This is a genomic window from Streptomyces sp. CBMA123, from assembly GCF_014596465.1.
Taxonomy (GTDB): Bacteria; Actinomycetota; Actinomycetes; order Streptomycetales; family Streptomycetaceae; genus Kitasatospora.
Genome location: NZ_MECK01000273.1, coordinates 1 through 6,944 on the forward strand (window position 1 = coordinate 1; position 6,944 = coordinate 6,944).

The window sequence follows — 6,944 nt, forward strand, 5'->3', positions numbered from 1 at the left end:
GACGACAAATGCCAAGTTGCCAGACCGGATCGGCGGTCGCCAAGACCCCCTCTTACGATCCGCAGTCGTAGTCGAAGAGAGCCGGCACCGATTCGACCGGCGGTCCGCCCCGAGCGCGCCGATCCTCCCGGACCCTTCTGGCCTGCGCAAACACTCGTCAGCCCACCATCAAATAACCTCAAAGTCACACAAAACGGACATCACTATCCGCCGTCGTGCACCGCATTCACGTGTGAGGGCACTCACCCATCAGGCGCCCGCCACATCACCGACCGGCCCACCGCCACCACGCTGGGTCAACACCAGGTGACCGCCATTGAGACCGCCACCACACCCGGCCGAAGATCGCGGACATGCCCTCATGTAGGCGATACGCGACGCTGATGCGGTCGCACGCTCCACTGGAACCGTGGCGGGATCCGGTGCGCGGGAAACCTGACCGGGGCCAACGGGATCGGCCGCCGTCGTACCGGTCGTACCAGGCGATCCGGTTCCCGCACCACTTGCGGCGCCCGGCGGCACGGACCCGCATGACTTTCGAAGGGCTGCCGCGGTGGATCCACCCGTTGCGCAGACCGCCGGTCTCTTGCCCAGGGTCCTCGCCAAAGAGCGACATCAGCACACCTCACGTCCAGCCATCCACAGCGCTGGCCGTCCAGGGACGTGCTCCACGACGACCAGCAGGCCCGGGCGGGAGTCTGGGCCCGCTGCTTCAACGAGGCGCCAACGCACGCGACACGGTTGTACCCGTACGATCTGCCGGAAGAGGTCCGTTACTCACCGCCGGACGGCTCTTGCCCGGCACGTCCCACAGGCGTGGACTCCGGCGTCGCCGTAGCGGCGGATGGGCGAATCCGCAGCCGGCGCACGGGCCGACCTGCCAGGGCTCGCAGCCGTGGACGAGGGCGGCCTTACGGCGCTGGGCCTCGGTGGCGTCGAGCCGACCGTTCCGACGGGGCACTGTGAACAGGCGTTTCGGAACCTCGTCGAAGGTGTGCAGGCCGGTGTCGGCGGAGTTGCCGCGCCGGGGCCGGGAACACAGCTGACGTTGACGTCAGCCCCGGTCGTGGCCAGGCCGGTGCGCGTCACAGAACCACCCGCCCGGATACAGCCGTGCCCCCTGCACGCCACACGGAACAGTGCCGGCGGAGCAGATGCCACGTCGAACGGGACCAACGAGTGGTGGGGCGCAGGTCCGCTGGGCCGGGATCGTGAGGCTGGGCGCGGCAAGGGGCTGGCCTTTGTCGAGCACGAAGCGAGGCCCGGAGCGGACACCGGTGTCCTGCCCGTACCGGCACATCCGATCGAGTTCCTTCGGGGTCACCGCTGACGGGCGGACAATCCTCGCTCGTCCGCGTTCGACGTCTTCCTCCGTTGGCAGGCCTCCGACTGAGTAGTCGTACAGGTCCCGCTCCTCGCGTCGGGCCCAGAACCTGTTGATCCATCGGCTCATAGGCATAAGCACCTGCACGTACGTGCCGGCGGCCGTCCCGGTTACCAGGTCGTCGAGTGAGATGTTCGTGTCGAGGTTCCACTCACCGTGGTGGTCGTTGCACCGTCCCTTCCTCCCGGAAGGACATGCTGCGGCGAGTCGCCAGCAGGGAATCATCTCCAGGTGTCGCACGCCACCGGCGACACGGATTGGTTCTCCGGCCTTGATCTCGCGCCAGGGTTTGTAGTTGGTGAGTGCCCATGGCGCGCTGCGCAGCAGTTCGGACAGGCCCTTCGCCGAGGTCACCCAGGATGGCGTCAGTCCGTCGGCGCGGGCGATGGCGGAGCGGTTCCTGACGGTGCCCTCGGTGATGGTGGAGAGCTGGATTTCCCACCCGATGTTCCGCCCGCCAGCGCCGTGCACGGTGACGTCCGTACGCCGGGACCTCTTCGTCGAGGCGTCTTCCATCTGGACGGGATAGCCGCCTCGTTCCCCTGCGACGGCGATCCGTTCCTTCAATGCCTTGTGTTCGTCGCTCTCCGGTCCGGAGACGTGCCGGATCTTCGAGTTGTGGTGGGCGGCGATGCGGACTCCGGCGCGTTCGTAGACGTACATCCACTCAGGGCAGTGCGGGCGCTCCTCCATACACTCCATGCACTGAAGGCCTCGCTCGGGTACGGGCCGTTTGTCCGAACGAAGAAGCTTCCACAGCCCGGGCATCCCCGGGTTCCCGAGATCGTCTTCGGAGAGGTTGATGTCGATACCGAGCTGAATGTGCCGAATGCTGTGGGTCATGACGCTGCCCTCTCACCCGATGGTGCACACGCGGTGAATCCATGGTGAGGGCCACCACTGACAACCGGTTCTGTTTCTGGAAGATGAGAAGGATCAGAATCGAACAACCATCAGGTCTACGCCGCTCCGTTCGTGCGTCGGCCGCCCGCAGGGCGCAGCGAAACGGCGTCGGCACGGATCACAGCGGCGTGGCGCCCGGAGGATCGGCGATGAGCCAATGACGCAGGGCCGGCGGCAGTGCACGGTCCAGCGGGTCTGCCACGGGCCGCGACGTTGTGTGGTCTCCGCCAGGGGCCGGCCGAGCGACAAAGCGTCCCGGGCACCGAGTGGGGATATCGACGGGTCGGCCTGCGTGGACAGGCCTCTCGCCTGAGGTACCTGCTGATCTCGTGTGGGCCCGTGCGAGGTGACCGGGCCGGATCACCGTGCAGTCCGTCCTTGAGCGACGTCTGCCCGTTCGAGGGTCCCCGAACCTCGGCTGGGCTTACCGCCAGCCCGCCGTGAGGGCGGGCAGCCGGGTCGGCGGAGACTATTGGCGGAGGGTGATCTCGGGTGTTCCCCGTCTCGACGGCCCAGGGTTCGGCTTGCTGCCCCGGTCACGTGAACTTGTACGGCCCGTCGGGCAGCTGGATGGTGTTGGTGCACCCGAGGGCCTTGCCGATGGCCTGGCGGGCGAACGCTACGGACAGCTCTGCCATCTTCTGTCGTCCAGGAGCTGGGAAGGCCGGGTTGTCGGGGGCCTGGAGGTTGAGGGCTGCCGTGTAGTACCAGGTGCGGTCCGGGCCGTTGGACGTCGATTTGGTGATGCAGGTGAAGCGGACCACGGAGGAGTGGTCGCCGGCTTCGCCGTCGGAGAATGGCAGATAGTCCCTTGGGACCTGTTGTCCTTCGGTGTGGATGCGCTCCACGTCGGTGTCGGCTCCCGTCACGGTCGTGATGAGCGTGCGCTGGTCGCTTCCGCTCACTGCACAGGACAGGTAGGCCGGTGTGGAGTCCGTCAGCGGCGTGAAGTCTGTGCGAACCGTGGGCGGGGAGGCTGATCCCAGGACGTCGCTGAAGCGGGCGTCGTCGAGGGTGCCCTGGCACTCCCCGGGTGGGATGGGGGCCGACTGCCGCGGGACGGGGCCGGGTTCGTCCGCCCGTTGCCAGAGGAGCAGGCCCCCGCCGGCCGTAACGATGAGGACGGCGGCAGCGGCTCCCGATCAGACATGCCCCGCTCCCCCCTACGACTGGCTTCGACACCAGCCCTCCCCTGACCAGTAACCGACCGATCGTACTCACCAGACCGCCAGGCGCACGCATCCGCTGACCCCCTGGGAGGCACGGCCCTCGGGTCTCCCACAGCGCGATGGCTGGACAGCGAGCCGCCGAGGGGGAGCTGGCGGCCTCGGCCGGCAGACCTGCCGTCTCAGCGGGACGTCACCGTACCTTCGCGCGCCGACGAACACCCCGGGACGGTGCACAGTGCGTCGGCGATCCGGCCGGGCACGGACACCCCCCTTCCGGTCCTGGGCGAATCGGTGTGGTCATCCTGACGGATCGCCACGACCTTCCGCCTGAGTAGCCGTACCCAGACCGGACTGAGTGCCGCCGGACCCGGTGCTGGAGATCGGGCCGGTGCGGGCAGCGGAGACGAGAACCTCGGCCTGGTCCTGCGGAACCCCCGCCGTCCACCGGGCCGAGCACCCCGACTACCCACCCGCCTGGGTGCCGGCGGTACGCCGGTGGGCCCCCGGGGCCAGGGTGACGACCCGCCAGGCCCTCCTGTCACATGCTTCACATTTCTCTATTTCTATCGCTTCAGCAGGTACCGGAATTTCGGAATCCAGCATTCCCCGACGCCTGGATCGGGTGGCTATTTTGGCATTTTTCGCCCCGCAGGGCTCAAGTGTCGCTCAATTTCTTCGATTGTCCTTGCCGGAACTTCTCCCCGAGTCTCAGGATTGGCATCGCCTGGAAAGCAATCGGGTGGAACAGTCCGCGCAAATTCATTCGGAGGGGAACAAAAATGCGGAAGGCGAGCTCTCGAATTGCCGGTGCAGTGGTCGGCGCCGGAATACTGGCTGCACTGGCGGCGCCGCAGGCGCGGGCCGCGCCAGCGTCCGTCACGCCGGTGGCCTCGGTGACCACGCAGCTTCCGGCCGGCGCCGACCCCAGTCACTGGGTCGTCGACCGCAAGGCTCCAGCAGCGGCCCAGACTTCGGCGTCCACGCACGTCACGCCGACCCGGAAGTCGCCGGAGCGGCCGGTCGACGCTTGGGGGGAGATCCGTGATGTGGCCTACCACGGGCAGGTCTGCGGCACCGACGTGATCGACGCGAACAGCGGGCCCGGTCCCATGACCCTGACGCTGACCCAGACCCGCTCGACGGCAACCCAGTGGACGGCAAGCGCGTCGATCGACCTGTGGAAGATCTCCGCCGGCGTCGGCTTCAACGTGACCGACACCGTCACGAACACCGAGTCCGGCTCCTACACCGTTCCGGACGGAAAGTTCGGGAACCTGCAAGCCTACCAGCTCTTCGACTACTGGACGTACAGCATCTACGAGGCCGGCGCCTACGTCGGCGACGGGGAGGTGAAGAAGCCGGTAGGGTTCTGCTACAACGCCTGGACTAATTAGGGGAGTTGAGCATATGCGGCGGTCCAGCCGATTTCTGGGGGCGGTGAGTCTCGTCGCCACGGCCGTCCTCGCGGCCGCGTGCACCGACGACGGGACAGCACCCCAGCAAGGAAGCGGCCCCTGGTTCCTGGACGCGACGGCCGCCGCACCGGCGGACGCCGTCGTCCAGCGCAGCATCGACGCCCCGCCCGCCAAGGGCACCGCCAAGATCCTCGGCATCGCCGATGTATCGGGCACAAGCGTCGTCCTCTCCGTCAGGAACGGCACCTGCCAGGTGGCACTCCTGCCGGACGGTCTGACCGAGCCGACCTCCACCGCCCCCGACTCCGTCGGATCCCCGCGGCCCAGTGCCAGCTCCTTCGCGGACACACACGGGGATTTCCCGGGGAATGTTCTTGCCGGAACATATACCCAGGCGTCCGCCCAGCTGATCCCCTTCAAATTCATGACCCTCGGCTGCGGCGAGAAAGCCATGACGGTCAAGATGGAAGGGATCGGAAGTTCCGCCCAGGTGCAGAAGAAAACCGGCGACTCGCTGCGTTCGTGGAAAAACGGGACAGACGTAGTTCTGGCCGTCGGAACCCCTGAAGCAATCCACCAGGCCCCGACGTCCGGATGACCACAGCCCAGCACTGAGGGCGCCCACTTCCAGGTGGGCGCCCTCTCGCTTTGAGCGCCGATCGACCCGACCGGCGACGCCAGAGAGCCCCGGCCGGATCTCGTCAGCTGCGGGTGGCGAAGGCGATCTCGTATGGCATCTCGGTCGCCATCGTGAGGACGCCGTCGAGCAGCGCGGCCCACGGGGCGTCGCAGCCCTCGATCGCGGCGACGGACAGCTGGGACCCTGCCGCTTTCGGGCGATCGATCCGTTCCTCGATCATGTCGTCGGTGAGGATCCCGCACGCCACCTCGACGCCGTCGAGCAGCCGCTGACGACGCTCGTTCGCTCGGGCGAGCGCGGCGGCATCGCGGGCGCCCAGCAGCCGGTCGACCGGGATCCTGAGCAGCGCCTCCAGCTCGGCCAGGGTCGGGTCCTCACACAGCCGCTTGAGGCTCTCCTGGTCCAACGGGCGCTTCCCGGTGACCACGCGGTCCAGCACGGTGATGCCCAAGGCCGCGCCTGCGCGGGCGTAGCGCCACAGCAGGGTCTCGATTCCGCGCCCGTACACGAACGCGTGGTGGCAGAACCCGCTCAGCGCCTGCACGTGGGAGTCGAACGGCGCCCCGTCGCGCCGGCGTTCGGCGCTGCCGCCCAGCGAACGCAGCTGACGGCGCCGGCCCGGTGCGAACCGTTCCGGGAGGGTCGTCCGCTTCTGGTCGGGACGGGGGAGCCGGTCGGGCGAGCACGGGGTGGCTGTCTCCCAGGGGTCGAGGCCATAGGCCAGCAACCACAGCACGTCGCCCAGGTCTCGCGCGACCACCCCGGCCACCCCCTTCGATCCGAGGAAGACGGCAGGCTGGTCAACGACTGTCCGCAACCTCACGGAGTGCTGTGCGCTGGACCAGCTCCCGGCCAGCCGCGCGGTCCTGGCCCCGGCCCTCGTGGCCGTAGGGATGGTGGCCTAGGGTCTGTTGCGAAAGTGGATCAAGGTCGTGAAATGATCACGCGTCGTGGGACGTGGTGATCTGACGAACGGCCAGTGGGTTCGGCTTGAACCGTTGTTGCCGACGGGCAAGAAGCCAGGGCGGCCGCCCACGTGGACGCGTCGGCAGCTGATCGACGGCATACGGTGGCGGACCAGGACCGGTGCGCCGTGGCGGGATCTCCCAGAGCGGTACGGGCCGTGGGACCGGGCCTACGACCTCTTCCGACGGTGGCAGCGCGACGGCACCTGGAAGCGGATCTTCGAGCAACTGCAGGCCGAGGCCGACGCGAAGGGCCTGATCACCTGGGATGTCAGCGTGGACTCCACGATCGCCCGCGCCCACCAGCACGCCGCCGGGGCGCGTAAAAGGGGGACCTGCAAAAGGAGCCTCCCGGTGGCGTCGACACCGAGCCCGACGACCACGGCCTCGGACGCTCGCGTGGCGGGCTGACCACCAAGGTGCACCTCGCGGTCGAGCAGGGACAGAAGCCGCTGTCCCTGCTCGTTA

7 protein-coding genes are annotated in these 6,944 nt (G+C 68.0%); 3 read left to right on the forward strand and 4 right to left on the reverse strand.

Features of this window, described 5'->3' with window-relative positions:
- Positions 1–1,054 precede the first annotated feature (1,054 nt).
- The 3 genes from BG452_RS26745 to BG452_RS26755 all read right to left on the reverse strand — a co-directional run bounded on the left by BG452_RS26745 (position 1,055) and on the right by BG452_RS26755 (position 4,357).
- Entirely contained in the window at positions 1,055–2,227 is a 1,173-nt protein-coding gene (locus BG452_RS26745; RefSeq protein ID WP_188306917.1) for a hypothetical protein, read from the reverse strand.
- A gap of 596 nt (positions 2,228–2,823) precedes the next feature.
- A complete protein-coding gene (locus tag BG452_RS26750) occupies positions 2,824–3,156 on the reverse strand; it encodes a hypothetical protein (protein ID WP_188306918.1) in 333 nt (110 codons plus the stop codon).
- A 955-nt stretch (positions 3,157–4,111) separates the two neighbouring features.
- Positions 4,112–4,357 carry a hypothetical protein gene (locus BG452_RS26755; protein ID WP_188306919.1) on the reverse strand — a complete coding sequence of 82 codons (246 nt, stop codon included), beginning with the start codon at positions 4,355–4,357 and terminating at the stop codon, positions 4,112–4,114.
- Between BG452_RS26755 and BG452_RS26760 the strand changes: the two genes are divergently transcribed.
- A complete protein-coding gene (locus BG452_RS26760; protein WP_188306920.1) occupies positions 4,350–4,850 on the forward strand; it encodes a hypothetical protein in 501 nt (166 codons plus the stop codon). The two genes, BG452_RS26755 and BG452_RS26760, sit on opposite strands and share 8 nt — an antisense overlap.
- A 43-nt stretch (positions 4,851–4,893) precedes the next feature.
- Positions 4,894–5,469 (forward strand): hypothetical protein, encoded by a 576-nt coding sequence (locus BG452_RS26765; RefSeq protein WP_188306921.1) that lies wholly within the window; start codon positions 4,894–4,896, stop codon positions 5,467–5,469.
- A gap of 103 nt (positions 5,470–5,572) precedes the next feature.
- Here the strand turns inward: BG452_RS26765 and BG452_RS26770 are convergent, their stop codons facing one another.
- A complete protein-coding gene (locus tag BG452_RS26770) occupies positions 5,573–6,271 on the reverse strand; it encodes a hypothetical protein (RefSeq protein ID WP_188306922.1) in 699 nt (232 codons plus the stop codon).
- Between the two features lie 190 nt (positions 6,272–6,461).
- Between BG452_RS26770 and BG452_RS26775 the strand changes: the two genes are divergently transcribed.
- Positions 6,462–6,887, forward strand: coding sequence for an IS5 family transposase (locus BG452_RS26775; RefSeq protein WP_411293023.1), 426 nt, complete (start codon positions 6,462–6,464; stop codon positions 6,885–6,887).
- Positions 6,888–6,944: the final 57 nt, after the last annotated feature.